Here is a 253-nt window from a genome sequence, read left to right on the forward strand (position 1 = left end):
CATCTTAACGACTACCTCGCAGCCAAAGACAATATAGGCTTAATCGTGTCGCCTTTAGCGCGAGGTTGTGTGCTAACCGACACCGCAAAAGGTGCAGTAAGCATCATTTGTGAAACCGAACTGTTTGGTCAGCGTATTTCGCAGCAACGTCGCCGCGAGAAACAAAAACAAGTTAGCACCGATGTTTTAGTCAAAAACCTGGCTGAACTTAAAGTCGGTCAACCTATTGTCCACCTAGAGCACGGTGTTGCGT

General features: G+C 47.4%; 1 protein-coding gene. It reads left to right on the forward strand.

The window, feature by feature from the left end; translation table 11 throughout:
* Positions 1-45: 45 nt before the first annotated feature.
* On the forward strand, positions 46-253 hold a 208-nt coding region (locus tag AAEY75_RS16250), incomplete at its 3' end, for a hypothetical protein (RefSeq protein WP_352260183.1).

This window comes from Psychrobacter sp. TB55-MNA-CIBAN-0194 (assembly GCF_040309505.1).
GTDB classification, from domain to species: Bacteria; Pseudomonadota; Gammaproteobacteria; order Pseudomonadales; family Moraxellaceae; genus Psychrobacter; species Psychrobacter fozii.